Genomic DNA, 14,769 nt, shown 5'->3' with positions numbered 1-14,769 from the left:
TGTTGTTCTAATAGACTCTCACTTTAACACTAGCAAACTATAAAGCGTTGAAAGTAAAGAAAAAATTAGATTTTATTTGAGCTATAGGAATACATCGCTCTATAGCGCAAAAAGGCCGGTGATTAAATAATCACCAGCCCTTGCCTGATTTCTCAGGCAGCGAACTTAGCAAAAGCTAAATTACTTAACCTCAACTTCAGCACCAGCTTCTGTAAGGTCTTTAGCAAGTGCTTCTGCTTCTTCCTTAGAGATAGCTTCTTTAACTGGAGTTGGAGCAGCTTCAACAAGCGCTTTCGCTTCTTTAAGGCCTAGGCCAGTTGCGCTACGTACAGCTTTGATTGCCGCAACTTTATTAGCGCCAGCGCCAGTAAGGATTACGTCAAATTCAGTTTTCTCTTCAGCAGCTTCAGCAGCTGGACCAGCTACCATTGCAGCTGCAGCAGTTACGCCGAATTTTTCTTCCATTGCTTCGATAAGAGCAACAACGTCCATTACTGACATTTCAGCAATTGCGTCAAGGATTTGGTCTTTAGTTACAGACATTACAAATTTCCTAATAATTAACGGACTTTAAGTCCAAAAAAATTTTACACCGAAAGTGGTTAAACAGCTTAAAATTAAGCAGCTTGCTCTTCTTTCTGTACACGTACTGCTTCAATTGTTTTACACAATTTGCCAGCAGACGCTTCTTTCATAGCGCTCATTAAGCGTGCAACAGCTTCATCGTATGTAGGTAATGTCGCAAGCATTGCTGCATCAACAACATTTCCTTCAAAAGCGGCCGTTTTAAGCTCAAATTTCTCATTCTTTTTCGCGAAATCTGAAAAGATACGCGCAGCAGCACCAGGGTGCTCTGATGAGAAAGCGATTAAGCTTGGACCAACGAATGAATCAGAAAGGCACTCAAAATCTGTTCCTTCAAGAGCACGTTTTGCTAAAGTGTTACGGACAACTTTCATCCAAACACCCGCTTCACGAGCTTCTTTACGAAGGGCAGTAATTGCACCTACTGTTACACCACGAGAATCTGCAACAACTGCAGATAGAGCACCATTGGCTGCTTCGTTGACTTCAGCAACAATTGCTTTTTTGCCTTGAAGATTTAAAGCCATGGGTGTTACTCCTGGTTTAATGGGGTCACCGACACTCGGTTTCCCTGTTCTACTCTTCCCTATCAAACAAGATAGAGATGCTTTTTACGGCGAGAGCCAGAAGGATTAGGAAAAATCTATCTGGGGATTCACACCGTCTACGTAGGTGAATATTAAGGCCGAAGCCACCTACGGTCTTGGACGGAAGCCCAATTTATCGCTTTACCCGAAGGCTCACCGAAATTATGGACTTCAACCCGAATTCTTTACTTTGCTAACAAACGAATTAATCAGCAAAATGGCGCAAAATTATAGTACAAATTTCACGCCATGTAAACACTCAATTAAACAACAGTTGTTGTTAAAGTGCTTTGGTCAACAGAAACACCTGCGCCCATTGTTGTAGAGATGGTTACTTTCTTAATGTAAACACCTTTTGCTTGTGAAGGCTTAGCCTTCTTAAGCGCAACAATTAGCGACTCAAGGTTTTGTTGAAGTTGCTCAACTGTGAAATCAACCTTACCAATAGTAGTATGGATGATACCATTTTTGTCATTGCGGTAACGCACTTGACCAGCTTTAGCATTTTTAACTGCTTCTGCAACGTTAGGTGTTACAGTACCAGTTTTAGGGTTTGGCATTAGACCACGTGGGCCTAAGATTTGACCTAGTTGACCAACAACACGCATAGCGTCTGGTGATGCAACTACAACGTCAAAGTTCATCTCGCCTTTCTTAACTAGTTCAGCAAGATCTTCCATGCCCACTAATTCAGCACCAGCTTCTTTCGCAGCTTCTGCGTTAGCGCCTTGTGTGAATACAGCAACACGAACATCACGACCAGTACCGTTAGGTAGTACAGTTGCGCCACGAACGTTTTGATCAGATTTACGAGCATCAATACCAAGGTTAACGGCAACGTCAACACTTTCTACGAATTTAGCAGTCGCTAACTCTTGTAAAAGAGCAACAGCTTCGTTGATTTCGTAATCTTTAGTTACTTCCACTTTTTCGCGGATAGTACGCATACGTTTAGTTAATTTAGCCATTTCTTAGTCCTCTACGTTCAAGCCCATCGCACGCGCAGAACCTGCGATAGTGCGAACCGCAGCTTCTAAATCAGAAGCTGTAAGGTCAGGTTTCTTTGTCTCAACGATTTCTTCAAGTTGAGCACGAGTTACTGTGCCTACTTTTTCAGTGTTAGGACGGCCTGAACCAGATTTGATACCTGCAGCTTTCTTAAGTAAGTAAGCAGCCGGTGGCGTTTTCATGTCGAACGTAAATGAACGGTCGCCGTAAACAGAGATCACTACAGGAACTGGAGCGCCTTTTTCGATAGATTCTGTACGTGCGTTAAACGCTTTACAGAATTCCATGATGTTTACACCGTGTTGACCTAGTGCTGGACCTACTGGAGGACTAGGATTAGCCATACCAGCAGCAACTTGTAGCTTGATTAGAGCTTCAACTTTTTTAGCCATTATAAATACCTCATTAGGTGGGTCTTAGCCTTGTGCGCGCGAGGACGCGTACTCTAGCGGCTTCCCAGTTTAAAAATTGGTTTCTCACTTTTTATAATCAAATCAAGAAACTCTATCATTGAATACAAAAAGGCCGCTGATTATAAGTTAATCAGCGGCCTTTATCAAGTCTTATGCTGAGTAATAAATTACTTAGCATAAACTATCTAATTTTATTATTTATCTTGCTCAACTTGACCAAATTCAAGGTCAACTGGCGTAGAACGACCAAAGATAAGTACCGATACTTTTACGCGGCTCTTTTCATAGTCAACTGCTTCTACTACACCACTAAAGTCAGCAAACGGGCCATCAACAACGCGTACCACTTCACCTGGTTCAAATAATGTAGCAGGTTTAGGTGCTTCTGCATTTTCTTGTAGACGGTTAAGAATACGATCTGCTTCTTTCGTGCTAATTGGTGCTGGACGATCAGACGTACCACCAATAAAGCCCATTACGCGTGCTGTGCTATTTACTAAGTGCCAGCTTGCGTCATTCATATCCATTTGTATAAGCACATAACCTGGGAAGAACTTACGCTCAGACTTGCGCTTTTGACCTGCGCGCATCTCAACAACTTCTTCAGTTGGTACTAATACTTCACCAAAGCTCTCTTCAAGACCTTCGATTTTAATATGCTCTAAAATAGTTTGTGCTACACGCTTCTCGTAACCTGAGAAAGCCTGTACTACGTACCAACGTAGTTTAATCTCTTTCTTCTCATCCGACATGGGATCAGATCTCCAATCCAGTTAAAAAGCCTACTGCGCGGAATAATACGCCATCTAATCCCCAAAGGATAAGTGCCATAATCACAGTTGCAACCATTACAATAAATGTCGTATGGGTAGTTTCTTGACGCGTTGGCCATACTACTTTACGTACTTCGATACGTGCTTCTTTGGCAAAAGCAAGAAATGCTTGCCCTTTACCAGTGAGTGAAGCAATACCTAAACCTGCCGCAACCGCAAACACTACACCAATTGCACGGTATAGAGCAGATGCATCTGCGTACATGTGATTACCAACTACTGCGCCTGCAAGTAGCGCAATTGCCACAAGCCACTTTACTGAATCCATCGCACTCGATGGTGTTTCTACATTCGTGCTCATAATATTATTACCTTAACTACAGACACAACAACCTTACACAAAGGAAAGGCTAATCCATTAAAATCTAAACTTAAAAACAGACTTATTTAAACCGATTTTTAATCTCAGACTTCACCCTCAAAAAGGATGAAATGGCAGGGGCGGAGAGACTCGAACTCCCAACCATCGGTTTTGGAGACCGCTGTTCTACCAATTGGAACTACGCCCCTGCAAAGTGGATGCCTATTATACTTACGCAATTCATTAACACAAGTGTAAAAGATACTCATATTATAAAATCTTAGCGGTTAATTAACCTCTTGATTGTAAAATGGCGAAACTGAGCCTACCAAAGCGGTAAGTTATATCTATTAGGCTTTACTTTTCAAGATGTCATACACATCTATTAACAGTCCTGATGCACCAAATCTAAATGTTGAGGTGTTTACATACTCCTTCCCCATGATATTTAAACCTAGTTGCAAATAGTTACTTGCATCAACAACAGTTTTAACGCCTCCAGCGGCTTTAAAGCCGACTGCCTTTCCTGACATTTTAATCGTCCGTAAAATAATTTCAGCCGCTTCAAGCGTAGCGTTAACTGCAACTTTGCCGGTGCTGGTTTTAACAAAGTCAGCACCACCGGCAATTGCTATTTCTGTCGCCAGTGTTATCAACTGCGCTGTTTTTAGTTCGCCGGATTCTATAATTACTTTTAATTGTACGTGTTCAGGACAACACTCTTTACTGGCACGCACATATTCTAGCGCTGTGGCTTCGTCCCCCGCGATTAAAGCTTGATACGGTAACACCAAATCAATTTCATCTGCGCCACGTTCTATTGCGATTAATGTTTCATTAATTACTTCACTTAGCTCACTGTTGCCTGAGGGAAAGTTAGTTACTGTGGCGACTTTTACATAACTAAGCTCGCACTCAGCTAAAGCAAGCTTGGCGTCATCAACAAACTCACTATAAACACACACTGCAGCCGGAATACCTAGGTTGGGCTTAATACTAGCCACCAAGGCCTGTATTGCCGCCGTGCTATCATTACTATTTAAACTCGTTAAATCCATTAATTGCACGGCTAATACCGCATCTACTAATTTAGTTGTCATAAATTGCGCCTAAATATTCATATACCGCTTTTTGGAATACGCATAGTATCAAAATTTAGCATTCTCGCTATAGCTCATAACCAAACACTATAAGCTATTCAAACTGAGTGATAAACATTGCAACTGCGCTCAATCCCTTGTTAACTAAGCCTTAAGCCAAACAAGCCCACCCTATATAACATTTAGTTATATAAACTGGGTTTTAATTATTTTTTACTTAGCTTGGGGCGCTATATTCTGCGCTTCTGAAGACGCATTTATATGCTGTTATTTTTCCAAGGGGTTACACGATGCAATATTTACCTATCTTTACCAAGCTAGACAACAAGCCTGTACTGGTCGTTGGTGGTGGAGAGGTCGCATTACGCAAATGTCGCGCGTTTTTAAAAGCACGCGCAAATGTAACCTTAGTAGCACCTTGGTTTTGTGATGAGTTAAAAGAACATGCGCATAATAACGAAGTCACGCTAATTGATGCTTATTTTGATGAATCGCACCTTGATGGCAAAATGCTCGTAATTGCAGCAACAGATAAAGATGCTGTCAATAATGATGTTTTCGAGTTGGCTAATGCACGAAATGTATTTGTTAACGTGGTGGATGATCAACCTAAGTGTACCTTTATTTTTCCTTCAATTGTTGATCGTGATCCGATCACTATTGCCATTTCAAGCGCTGGCACAGCGCCAGTCTTAGCACGTCGCTTACGTGAAAAACTCGAAACGCTAATTCCACAGCATATAGGCCCATTAGCAACTTTGGTTGGTAGTTTTCGTGACAAAGTAAAACAACGTTTTACAAGTTTTGCTGATCGCCGTCAATTTTGGGAGGGCGTATTTGATTCATCGGTTGTAAGTAAAGTACAAAGTGGTGATACAGCAGCAGCTGCTTCCCAACTTGAGCAGTTACTTAATATAAAACTAGCACCTGAAGGCGAAGTATATGTCATAGGTGCAGGTCCAGGCGATCCTGAGTTGCTAACATTGAAAGCACTACAATTAATGCAACAAGCTGATGTGGTCGTTTATGACTACCTAGTGTCTGATGAAATAATGGAGCTTGTACGTCGTGATGCAGATTTAATCTGCGTAGGTAAACGTTTAGGCGATCATAGTGTTGCCCAAGAAGACACGAATCAACTGCTTGTTGACCTTGCTAAGCAAGGTAAAAAAGTGTGTCGAATTAAAGGTGGCGACCCATTCATTTATGGTCGTGGTGGCGAAGAAGTACAAGTATTAGCCGCAAACCAAGTGAACTATCAAATTGTTCCAGGTATTACTGCAGCGGCTGGTTGTAGTGCCTATGCGGGGATCCCGCTAACGCACCGAGATCACGCGCAATCAATTCAGTTTGTAACTGGTCACTGTAAAAAAGATGGCCAAGAATTAGATTGGCAATCGCTTGCTAAACCACATCAAACATTAGCAATTTATATGGGTGTCATTAAGTCCCCACATATTCAAGCTCAGTTATTAAAACATGGCCGCGGCGCAGATACTCCCGTGGCTATTATTGAAAACGGCACACGCAAAAATCAACGTGTAGTTACCGGGAAGTTGGGTGAACTCGCCGATTTAATCGAACGCCATAGCATTATTTCACCGGCATTATTAATTATTGGTGAAGTTGCATCATTACATGAGCAACTTCATTGGTTTGGCACAAAAGCGCAAACCAGCAGCTTTGCTCAACCGCTAACAGATGTTGCATAAGCTTCAAATTATTTAAATATTTTAACTTTTAATCATTTTAGTAGGACGACTAACAATGGCTTTAACTCACCTTCAGCAATTAGAAGCTGAAAGTATAAAAATCATGCGCGAAGTGGCTGCTGAGTTTGAAAACCCAGTAATGCTTTACTCTATCGGTAAAGACTCTTCCGTGCTATTGCACCTTGCTCGTAAAGCGTTTTACCCAGGTAAGATTCCGTTTCCACTTCTGCACGTTGATACCGACTGGAAGTTTAAAGAGATGATTGAGTTTCGTGACCGTTTGTCAAAAGAGTATGGCTTTGACTTAATCGTCCATAAAAACCCTGAAGGCCTGGCAATGGGCGTTGGGCCATTTACACATGGCTCAGGTAAGCACACTGACATAATGAAAACTCAAGGTTTAAAGCAAGCACTTGATAAGTATGGTTTTGATGCTGCTTTTGGTGGTGCCCGCCGCGATGAAGAAAAATCTCGCGCAAAAGAGCGTGTTTACTCGTTTCGTGATAAACACCATAGATGGGATCCTAAAAACCAGCGTCCAGAGCTTTGGAATACCTATAACAGCCAAGTAAACCCGGGCGAAAGCATTCGTGTATTCCCGCTGTCTAATTGGACCGAACTTGATATTTGGCAATACATCTACCAAGAAAACATTGATATGGTGCCATTGTACCTAGCAAAAGAGCGTCCAGTTGTTGACCGTGACGGTACGCTGATTATGGTTGACGATGAACGTATGCCGCTTGCTGATGGCGAAGTACCGATGATGAAATCTGTACGTTTTCGTACTTTAGGTTGTTACCCACTTACAGGTGCCGTGGAATCTACGGCCAGTACTTTAACCGAAATTATCGAAGAAATGCTGTTATCGACTTCATCAGAGCGTGAAGGTCGTGTAATTGACCATGATTCAGCAGGTTCAATGGAGAAGAAAAAACGTGAGGGCTATTTCTAATGTCTAATCAAAATAACGACACAATTAATGAAGTAAAAGAAATAGGCATCGATGCCTACCTTGCTCGCCAGCAAGATAAAAGCCTATTACGTATGCTGACCTGTGGTAGCGTAGATGACGGCAAATCAACCCTGATTGGCCGCCTACTGCATGATAGCCACCAAATTTATGAAGATCAGCTAGCCGCCCTTCATAAAGATAACGAAAAAGTAGGTAACGCAGGCGAAGAGCTTGATTTAGCTCTTTTAGTTGATGGTCTACAAGCTGAACGTGAGCAAGGTATCACCATAGATGTTGCTTACCGTTATTTTTCAACCGCAAAGCGCAAATTCATCATTGCTGATACCCCAGGACACGAGCAATACACACGTAACATGGTAACGGGTGCGTCAACTAGTGATGTAGCCATTATTCTTGTTGATGCGCGTTACGGTGTACAAGTACAAACTAAACGTCATAGCTTCATTTGTGATTCACTGGGCATTAAACAGTTTGTGGTTGCCGTGAATAAAATGGATATCGTTGATTTTGACGAAACCGTTTATGAGCGTATTAAAGCCGAGTACTTGCACTTTGCTGAGCAACTTAACGTATCAAACATTAAGTTTGTGCCTATGTCAGCACTTAAAGGCGACAACGTAGTAACTCGTTCAGCACATACACCGTATTACACCGATAAGCCGTTGCTAGAGCTGCTAGAAGACTCACCAGCAGCTGAAACAGATACAGGCTTTGAAGCGCGTTTTCCTGTCCAATATGTAGTACGTCCTAACCTTAACTTCCGTGGTTTCCAAGGTACATTAACCTCGGGCAAGTTAAGCGTTGGAGATGCTATAAAAGTTTTGCCATCGGGTAAAACATCAAGCATTAAAGAACTAGTAACGTTTGACGGTAACTTAGATACCGCACAAGCAGGCCAAGCAATTACTATAACGCTTAACACCGAAATTGATATTAGCCGTGGCGATGTTATCGTCCCAGCTGAGTCAACCGCTACAGTGACTAACCAAGTACAAGCGAAATTGGTATGGATGCATGAAGCCCCCCTGGTTTTAGGTAAAAGCTATAACTTTAAGTTGGGCAGTAAAAACACCTCAGCCATCGTGAAAAAGATTGATCACACCATTGATGTTAACACGCTTGAACACGGCAGCGCGGATAGCTTACAGCTTAACGAAATCGCGATTGTAACCTTAGAATTGACCGAAACTATTTTGGCTGATACTTATCACAACAATCACGAAACCGGTGCATTTATCTTAATTGATCGCCTATCTAACCTAACAGTTGCAGCGGGCATGGTTGAGCAAGTTCTAACTAGCCAAGAACAGAGCGGTAACTTTAGTGATTTTGAAGTTGAGTTTAACACTTTAGTACGCAAGCACTTCCCACATTGGCAAGCGCTTGATATCTCAAAGCTTAAATAATCAACTTCGCCTGTTAAGGATATATAAAGCATGTATCAACAGCTAGTATTAACAGGCATTATGCTCACTTTAGTCGGGTGCCTTTTTGGCACGCGACTAAAGCCAGCATGGCTTTTTGTCAGTGGTATTGGTATTGCCTATCTTGGTGGTTTAATTGAACTTGAAGATATGCTTATTAACTACGCTAACCCATCACTGATCACCCTTGTGTTATTAGTGTTAGTATCGATTGCGGTAGAAAAAACCACGCTCGTACAAAAGCTTGCCCAGTCATTATCAAAAGGAAGTTTAACCAGCTCAGTCACTAAACTTGGCCTTTCGACCGCCTTTTTATCCTCATTTACGAATAATACCGCCGTGGTAGCGTCGCTTATCACCGCAATTAAAGACAGCCCAACACATTCACCTTCAAAGCTGCTACTCCCGCTGTCGTATACCGCTATTTTAGGTGGCACAATCACCTTAATTGGCACCTCAACAAATTTAATCGTCAATGGCTTTGCCGTTGATGCTGGCATGGCACCGCTGGGCTTTTTCGACTTTACCTTAGTCGGCTTAGGCGCATTAAGTGTTGGCCTTATCACTATTTTAGTAATGCTAAAATACCTGCCTGACAACGGCAAAAATGACCAAGAAGTGGTGCCCTTTTACCTCGAAGGTAAAATAGAAGAAGGCTCAAAGCTAATTGGTAAAAGCGTAGAAGAAAACGGCCTACGTGAATTAAAAGACTTATTCCTCGCTGAAATTATCCGCGGCGATAAACGTATTTGCGCCGTCACGCCTCAACAAGTTATTAAAGCAGGCGATGTACTACTATTTGTTGGCGATATAAAATCAGTCCCGCTATTAACTCGCTTTGACGGTCTAAAAGTAGTCCATGACAAACATGAAAAAGACGTAGAACACCTTGTTGAAGTAGTCGTTAGTCAATCATCAAAGTTTATAGGCAAAACGGTTAAAGAAGTACGTTTTCGTGAACAGTTTCATGCCGCAGTGATTGCTATTCGCCGTGGTCACGACCGCTTGCAAGGCGGCCTTGGTAAAGTAAAACTACAAGCAGGTGATTCACTGATCCTTGCCCCAGGTAAAGACTTTTATACCTTACCTAATTTAAAGCGTGAGTTTGTGTATATCTCCGGGCTTGATTTACAAACTCATTTAGCACCTAAACAATCTAACTTAGTATTAGCCAGCTTTGCGGTGGTACTCGGTTTAAGTATTGTTGGCTATGTGCCACTGGTAAAAGGTTTACTCGTTTTATTAATCGGCTTAATGCTCACCGGCACTATAAAACTCAGTGAAGTAAAGCGTCGTTTCCCAATCGAATTACTCGCAGTTGTTGGCAGCGCCATTGGTCTTGCTAAGTTAATGATAGGAACAGGCCTTGCTGGCGAAATATCGTCAGCGCTGTTTTATGTACTCGGGGATTTTGGCCCGTACGGCGCTTTTATCGCGATTTTTGTGATGACAGTATTATTTACCGAACTAATCACGAATAACGCCGCAGCTGCATTATCATTCCCTGTCGCGTATGCATTGGCTATTGGCTTTAATGTTGACCCGCTGCCGTTTATTATGGCGGTTGCCTTTGGCGCATCAGCCAGTTTTATATCACCATTTGGTTATCAAACTAACCTAATGGTTTACAGCGCCGGTAACTATCGTTTAAAAGATTATGTATTAATGGGATTACCGCTTTCAATTATTTATTCAATAACGGTATTAACCCTGATCCCGCTGGTGTTTCCATTTTAAACCAGCGCACCACGAAAAGAGGCATAGCAAATGGATGAAAATATTGTTTGGCATAATTACGCAATTACCAAAACACAACGTAGCGAACACAAAAGCCATAAGCCTGCTATTTTATGGTTTACAGGGTTTTCAGGTTCAGGCAAAAGCACCGTGGCAAACGCCCTTGAAAGCGCACTAAATCAACAAGGTATTCATACTTATCTACTTGATGGTGACAACGTACGCCACGGTTTATGTAAAGACTTAGGCTTTAGTGACGAAGACCGCATTGAGAATATCCGTCGCGTAGGGGAAACCGCCAAACTCATGGTTGATGCAGGTATTTTGGTACTCACCGCATTTATTTCACCTTTTCGCGCTGAACGCGATATGGTCAGGAACTTAGTTGATGACGGTGAATTTATAGAAGTATTTTTAGACACGCCTTTAGACGTGTGTGAAAGTCGCGACCCTAAAGGCTTATACAAAAAAGCCCGCGCTGGTGAAATAAAACACTTCACAGGTATAGATTCAGACTACCAAATACCGAATTCACCTGAAATAACCCTAGATACCAGTAAAAATACCCTAGACCGATCGGTGCAAGAGCTGATAGCGTATCTTAAACAACAGCAAATAATTAAAGGTTAAGTCATGAACCAAACGGAACTGCTAGAAGAAGTATTGATCCTCGCCCGCCAAGCAGGTTGTGCAATTATGGGGATTTACGAAAAGGATTTTAACGTTGAATACAAAGCTGATGAAAGCCCAGTTACCGACGCCGATCTTGCAGCCCACAAAGTGATTGCCAATGGCCTAGCCCACTTAACGCCTGATATTCCTGTATTAAGTGAAGAAAGTGCCGACATTAGCTGGGATATTCGCCAAACCTGGACTCGCTATTGGCTTGTAGATCCAATTGACGGCACCAAAGAGTTCATTAAAAAGAATGGCGAATTTACCGTTAACATCGCTTTGATTGAACACGGCAAACCAATTTTAGCCGTAGTCGATGCTCCTGCACTTGGCGTATCGTACCTAGCCGCGGAGGCAATCGGCGCCTTTAAAGACAAAGGCGACGAACGCATTGAGCTTAAGGTGACTACTAAACCTAACAAAGGGTTAATTCGCGTAGTCGGCAGCCGCTCGCACCCGTCACCTGATTTAGCCGAGTTTGTAAAACGCTTTGATGAAATTGAAATGGTCTCTAAAGGCAGCTCACTCAAACTGTGTCTAGTCGCCGAAGGCAGCGCTGATATATACCCTCGCTTAGGTCCAACCTGCGAATGGGACACCGGCGCAGGCCACGCCATTGCTGAAATCGCTGGCGCGAAGGTCACTAAACTCGACGGCAGCCCGCTTGTTTATAACACCAAAGATGAATACCTGAATCCGTATTTTGTAGTTTCAGCGGTGGAAGAATAAAAGCTTTCAGCTGTAAGCTATCAGCCGTCAGTTTAAGAACTGATCGGCGTTACATTTGACGCCGAGGCTGGGTAGAGCGAAGCAAAACCCAGCATGCTGAACTATAAGCTGTAGAGCTTTAAGCGGTAAGTTATAAGCGCCTCAAAACCCAACCCGTAGGAGATGGCTTTAGCCACGAAAAATCCTACACCGAACTCTATTAAAAAAACAAATTTCACCACAGAGACCACCGAGGCACTTCGCGCTGCACAGAGATTTTTTTGTAGGTCGGGGTTTACCCCGTCACATTGTCAGGCTAAAGCCAGACCTACAAGACATAAAACCGTAAGTCCAAATATACCCGTAGGAGATGGCTTCAGCCACGAAAAAGCCTACACTGAATTCTATTTAAAAAGGCAATTTCACCACCGAGCGCACCGAGGTTTGATATTCATGCTCTTTTGTAGGTCGGGATTCATCCTGTCACATTTTTCAGGCTAAAGCCTGACCTACAAGATGTAAAACCGTAAGTATAAATCCCATGTAGGAGATGGCTTCAGCCACGAAGAGCTCTGTACTGCATCTATTTGATAAACAATCCCACCACTTCGAAAATCAACTCTCCTAAAAATACTAAAAACCCCGCTAAGTTTTCTTGCGGGGCTGTTTAGATTTATATTTCAGTTAACTAATAAAGCTATATAGCAATGCCATTACGGCAAGAACGCCGACAAACAATACAAATAAGGTGCTAAAGCGGCCACGGTATTTTTGTAATGCGGGGACTTTATACACGGCAATCATCGGCATGATGAATAAGATCATCGCAATAATTGGCCCTGAAAGCTTGTCCATCATATCTAAGATGCTTGGGTTTTGAACTGCACAAAACCAAATTGCAAAAAACATGATTGCAACACCAATCTTATCTGCTATTTTAACGTCTAATTTAGTTTGCTTTGTTACAAGACCATTAAAGCTTTCACGTGCTCCTAAAAAATGACCCAAGAATGAAGATGTAATAGCAATAAATGCCACTAGAGGACCTAGCGTTGCTATAAATGAATTATCAGTTACATTTGCAAGGTAAGATAAAACTGACACATTTTGTGCTTTAGCTTGTAACATTTGCTCTGATGTTAAAGAAAGCACACACGAAAATACAAACAGCAGTACAAACACGATTAAAAGTAAGCTGGTACGCTTCAAAATCGCTTCAGACTTAGCTGTAGCTTCCTTACCATAGTGACCTCGCTGTATATTTGCAAAGCTTGAGATAGCCGCAGCATGGCTAAAAGAGAACACTATAATAGGAATTGATAACCATAATGTTTGGCTAAAGCTACCAAACTCTGGGAAACTCATATTTGGCATTTGCCAGCTAGGAATTAAATACAAAGATAAAAAGAATAATATGCCAACCAACGGGTATACCAATATTGCAAAGGCACGTAGCATTAACCGCTCACCACCAAGCATGAGGCTTATCATACCGGCGACTAACACACCTGAGAGTAACACTCGAGGAGGAGATTCCATACCAAGCTGATTAACTATAAAGCTATCAACTGTATTGGTTAAACCTACACCATAAATAAGTAAAATTGGGAAAATAGATAAAAAATAAAGTAACGAAATTAAACGTCCTGCGTTTACGCCAAAATGCTCTTCAACAACATCAGTAAAGTCCGCATCTTTATTTTTTGACGACAATACAAAACGCGCTAAACCTCGATGAGCTAAAAAAGTCATAGGAAAAGCTAAGCAAGCTAAAATCACCAACGGCCAAAAACCACCAATCCCTATATTTATTGGCAGAAACAAAATACCAGCACCCACGGCAGTACCAAAAAGACTCAACACCCACTGGGTATCATGAAAATTCCATTTAGATTTGCTTGTTGTCGATGCCTCAAATTGCGCAGCATCAGTGGAAGAATTCATGCACTTCACCTATTAGAATAATAATTTGGCAAGAGCATATAGAAGTCAGCTAGAAATTTCAGGTTTTGACGATGCAATTAAGTAAATAATGCTAAATATGCTGTAATTGATGAGTTACTAACTGTCACTAATTTGAAACAGTCGTGAAATCAAAATTAAAATTCAAATAGAGGAAATAGATTTACTCGTTTCCATATTAAAATAAATCATATGTAGAGCTGTAAAATCACACACACTATTTGAGCTCACTCAGTAAGATGTAGGTCGTGATTTATCGCGACAACCGATATGTGAGGGTATATCGCTTTCAGATGAACGCCTGAGTGACACTGGTCACCTTGCACCTTGCACCTTGCTCGCTTTTTCACTTTCCTGCAGACGTAAAAAAGCCCGACTCAGTGAGTCGGGCTTTCTTTATTTGGAGCCTGGCGATGACCTACTTTCACATAACAAATGCTACACTATCATCGGCGCTGTTTCGTTTCACTACTGAGTTCGGCATGGGATCAGGTGGGTCCAAAACGCTATTGTCACCAAGCAAATTGGGTGTCAGTTCGTATCTCTACGCACTAACTAAAATTTGAAAATGCTGATAATTGTCTTCTTACAACTTTAAGCTTATCGCTTACAGCTGCCAGTAATCTACTTTAGTTGTCGCGATAAATCACGACCTACAATCTTAACTTCTGCGCTTAAACAGTCACATAAAACGCGTTTGGCGTTGTATGGTTAAGCCTCACGGGTAATTAGTACAAGTTAGCTTAAC

At 41.9% G+C, this 14,769-nt stretch carries 14 protein-coding genes, 1 tRNA gene and 1 rRNA gene; 6 read left to right on the top strand and 10 right to left on the bottom strand.

Features of this window, described 5'->3' with window-relative positions; genetic code table 11:
• Nucleotides 1–180: 180 nt before the first annotated feature.
• The 8 genes from rplL to deoC all read right to left on the bottom strand — a co-directional run bounded on the left by rplL (nt 181) and on the right by deoC (nt 4,827).
• Complete coding sequence (gene rplL / locus A7967_RS21315) at nt 181–543, bottom strand: 50S ribosomal protein L7/L12 (RefSeq protein ID WP_054206868.1); 363 nt, start codon at nt 541–543, stop codon at nt 181–183.
• Nucleotides 544–617: 74 nt separating this feature from the next.
• A complete protein-coding gene (gene rplJ, locus A7967_RS21310; RefSeq protein ID WP_054206867.1) occupies nt 618–1,112 on the bottom strand; it encodes a 50S ribosomal protein L10 in 495 nt (164 codons plus the stop codon).
• 323 nt (nt 1,113–1,435) lie between these two features.
• Complete coding sequence (gene rplA, locus A7967_RS21305) at nt 1,436–2,140, bottom strand: 50S ribosomal protein L1 (protein WP_054206866.1); 705 nt, start codon at nt 2,138–2,140, stop codon at nt 1,436–1,438.
• A gap of 3 nt (nt 2,141–2,143) precedes the next feature.
• A complete protein-coding gene (gene rplK / locus A7967_RS21300) occupies nt 2,144–2,572 on the bottom strand; it encodes a 50S ribosomal protein L11 (protein WP_008108462.1) in 429 nt (142 codons plus the stop codon).
• A 215-nt stretch (nt 2,573–2,787) separates the two neighbouring features.
• On the bottom strand, nt 2,788–3,345 hold the full coding sequence (gene nusG / locus A7967_RS21295; protein ID WP_054206865.1) for a transcription termination/antitermination protein NusG: 558 nt from the start codon (nt 3,343–3,345) through the stop codon (nt 2,788–2,790).
• A 4-nt stretch (nt 3,346–3,349) separates the two neighbouring features.
• Nucleotides 3,350–3,727 (bottom strand): preprotein translocase subunit SecE, encoded by a 378-nt coding sequence (gene secE / locus A7967_RS21290; protein ID WP_054206864.1) that lies wholly within the window; start codon nt 3,725–3,727, stop codon nt 3,350–3,352.
• 132 nt (nt 3,728–3,859) lie between these two features.
• Nucleotides 3,860–3,936: transfer RNA gene (locus tag A7967_RS21285), tRNA-Trp, on the bottom strand.
• A 141-nt stretch (nt 3,937–4,077) separates the two neighbouring features.
• Nucleotides 4,078–4,827, bottom strand: a complete 750-nt coding sequence (gene deoC, locus A7967_RS21280) for a deoxyribose-phosphate aldolase (RefSeq protein WP_054206863.1) — start codon at nt 4,825–4,827, stop codon at nt 4,078–4,080.
• 290 nt (nt 4,828–5,117) lie between these two features.
• Between deoC and cysG the strand changes: the two genes are divergently transcribed.
• Genes cysG through cysQ form a run of 6 tightly spaced genes read left to right on the top strand, consistent with a single transcriptional unit; the run spans nt 5,118 to nt 12,080 of the window.
• A complete protein-coding gene (cysG, locus tag A7967_RS21275; protein ID WP_054206862.1) occupies nt 5,118–6,539 on the top strand; it encodes a siroheme synthase CysG in 1,422 nt (473 codons plus the stop codon).
• Nucleotides 6,540–6,594: 55 nt separating this feature from the next.
• Nucleotides 6,595–7,494 carry a sulfate adenylyltransferase subunit CysD gene (gene cysD / locus A7967_RS21270; protein ID WP_054206861.1) on the top strand — a complete coding sequence of 300 codons (900 nt, stop codon included), beginning with the start codon at nt 6,595–6,597 and terminating at the stop codon, nt 7,492–7,494.
• A complete protein-coding gene (cysN, locus tag A7967_RS21265) occupies nt 7,494–8,921 on the top strand; it encodes a sulfate adenylyltransferase subunit CysN (RefSeq protein ID WP_054206860.1) in 1,428 nt (475 codons plus the stop codon). The genes cysD and cysN overlap by 1 nt, the downstream gene beginning before the upstream one ends.
• 30 nt (nt 8,922–8,951) lie before the next feature.
• On the top strand, nt 8,952–10,676 hold the full coding sequence (locus A7967_RS21260; protein WP_054206859.1) for an SLC13 family permease: 1,725 nt from the start codon (nt 8,952–8,954) through the stop codon (nt 10,674–10,676).
• A gap of 30 nt (nt 10,677–10,706) precedes the next feature.
• Complete coding sequence (gene cysC / locus A7967_RS21255; RefSeq protein WP_054206858.1) at nt 10,707–11,306, top strand: adenylyl-sulfate kinase; 600 nt, start codon at nt 10,707–10,709, stop codon at nt 11,304–11,306.
• Nucleotides 11,307–11,309: 3 nt separating this feature from the next.
• Nucleotides 11,310–12,080 (top strand): 3'(2'),5'-bisphosphate nucleotidase CysQ, encoded by a 771-nt coding sequence (gene cysQ, locus A7967_RS21250; RefSeq protein WP_054206857.1) that lies wholly within the window; start codon nt 11,310–11,312, stop codon nt 12,078–12,080.
• A gap of 663 nt (nt 12,081–12,743) precedes the next feature.
• On the opposite strand, the gene A7967_RS21245 is transcribed toward cysQ, so the two are convergent.
• Both A7967_RS21245 and rrf read right to left on the bottom strand, forming a co-directional pair.
• Nucleotides 12,744–14,003, bottom strand: a complete 1,260-nt coding sequence (locus A7967_RS21245; protein WP_054206856.1) for an aromatic amino acid transport family protein — start codon at nt 14,001–14,003, stop codon at nt 12,744–12,746.
• Between the two features lie 423 nt (nt 14,004–14,426).
• Nucleotides 14,427–14,541 (bottom strand): 5S ribosomal RNA (gene rrf / locus A7967_RS21240).
• Nucleotides 14,542–14,769 lie beyond the last annotated feature (228 nt).

The sequence above is a fragment of the Pseudoalteromonas neustonica genome, from assembly GCF_001653135.1.
Classification (GTDB): domain Bacteria; phylum Pseudomonadota; class Gammaproteobacteria; order Enterobacterales; family Alteromonadaceae; genus Pseudoalteromonas; species Pseudoalteromonas neustonica.
The sequence above is the reverse complement of the archived record's forward strand: the minus strand, read 5'-3'. Positions and strand labels throughout refer to the sequence as shown.

Bases quoted from the DNA above. Each gene is read 5' to 3' on its own strand.
- rplL (WP_054206868.1), bottom strand. From the start codon at position 543: ATGTCTGTAACTAAAGACCAAATCCTTGACGCAATTGCTGAAATGTCA.
- rplJ (WP_054206867.1), bottom strand. From the start codon at position 1,112: ATGGCTTTAAATCTTCAAGGCAAAAAAGCAATTGTTGCTGAAGTCAAC.
- rplA (WP_054206866.1), bottom strand. From the start codon at position 2,140: ATGGCTAAATTAACTAAACGTATGCGTACTATCCGCGAAAAAGTGGAA.
- rplK (WP_008108462.1), bottom strand. From the start codon at position 2,572: ATGGCTAAAAAAGTTGAAGCTCTAATCAAGCTACAAGTTGCTGCTGGT.
- nusG (WP_054206865.1), bottom strand. From the start codon at position 3,345: ATGTCGGATGAGAAGAAAGAGATTAAACTACGTTGGTACGTAGTACAG.
- secE (WP_054206864.1), bottom strand. From the start codon at position 3,727: ATGAGCACGAATGTAGAAACACCATCGAGTGCGATGGATTCAGTAAAG.
- deoC (WP_054206863.1), bottom strand. From the start codon at position 4,827: ATGACAACTAAATTAGTAGATGCGGTATTAGCCGTGCAATTAATGGAT.
- cysG (WP_054206862.1), top strand. From the start codon at position 5,118: ATGCAATATTTACCTATCTTTACCAAGCTAGACAACAAGCCTGTACTG.
- cysD (WP_054206861.1), top strand. From the start codon at position 6,595: ATGGCTTTAACTCACCTTCAGCAATTAGAAGCTGAAAGTATAAAAATC.
- cysN (WP_054206860.1), top strand. From the start codon at position 7,494: ATGTCTAATCAAAATAACGACACAATTAATGAAGTAAAAGAAATAGGC.
- A7967_RS21260 (WP_054206859.1), top strand. From the start codon at position 8,952: ATGTATCAACAGCTAGTATTAACAGGCATTATGCTCACTTTAGTCGGG.
- cysC (WP_054206858.1), top strand. From the start codon at position 10,707: ATGGATGAAAATATTGTTTGGCATAATTACGCAATTACCAAAACACAA.
- cysQ (WP_054206857.1), top strand. From the start codon at position 11,310: ATGAACCAAACGGAACTGCTAGAAGAAGTATTGATCCTCGCCCGCCAA.
- A7967_RS21245 (WP_054206856.1), bottom strand. From the start codon at position 14,003: ATGAATTCTTCCACTGATGCTGCGCAATTTGAGGCATCGACAACAAGC.